At 39.8% G+C, this 523-nt stretch carries 1 protein-coding gene; it reads right to left on the bottom strand.

Features of this window, described 5'->3' with window-relative positions; translation table 11 throughout:
- A partial coding sequence (locus Q0791_RS25000) for an IS3 family transposase (RefSeq protein ID WP_299011965.1) occupies nucleotides 1-523 on the bottom strand: 523 nt, incomplete at both ends.

Genomic DNA, 523 nt, shown 5'->3' with positions numbered 1-523 from the left:
GATCTGTTAGGTGTTAAACCTCCATTATATTGATGAGGCCTAACTGAGTTGTAATACCGGATGATATATTCAGTAATAGCGAGATTAGCCTCATAAAATGAAGAATAACCTGCTATTGGCATCCATTCGGTTTTAAAACTTCTAAAGAAGCGTTCCATGGGCGCATTATCCCAGCAGTTACCTCGGCGGCTCATACTTTGTTTTATTTGATAACGCCACAACAACTGCCTAAATTGTTTGCTTGTGTAATGGCAGCCTTGGTCTGAATGAAACATGACTCCTTTTGGCTTACCTCTCGCTTCAAAGGCCATTGACAGTGCTTTTGCTGTTAAATCAGTATTAGGTGATTTAGAGGTCGCCCAACCAATGACTTTTCTTGCGAATAAATCAATAACAACAGCCAAATATAACCATTGTTGACCAGACCAAATATAAGTGACATCGCCACACCAAACTTGATCTGGCTCAGTAACAGCAAATTGCCTATTCAATCTATTTGGGATATTAATGTGCTCTTTAGCCC

The sequence above is a fragment of the uncultured Shewanella sp. genome, assembly GCF_947495455.1.
Lineage (GTDB): Bacteria > Pseudomonadota > Gammaproteobacteria > Enterobacterales > Shewanellaceae > Shewanella.
The sequence above is the reverse complement of the archived record's forward strand: the minus strand, read 5'-3'. Positions and strand labels throughout refer to the sequence as shown.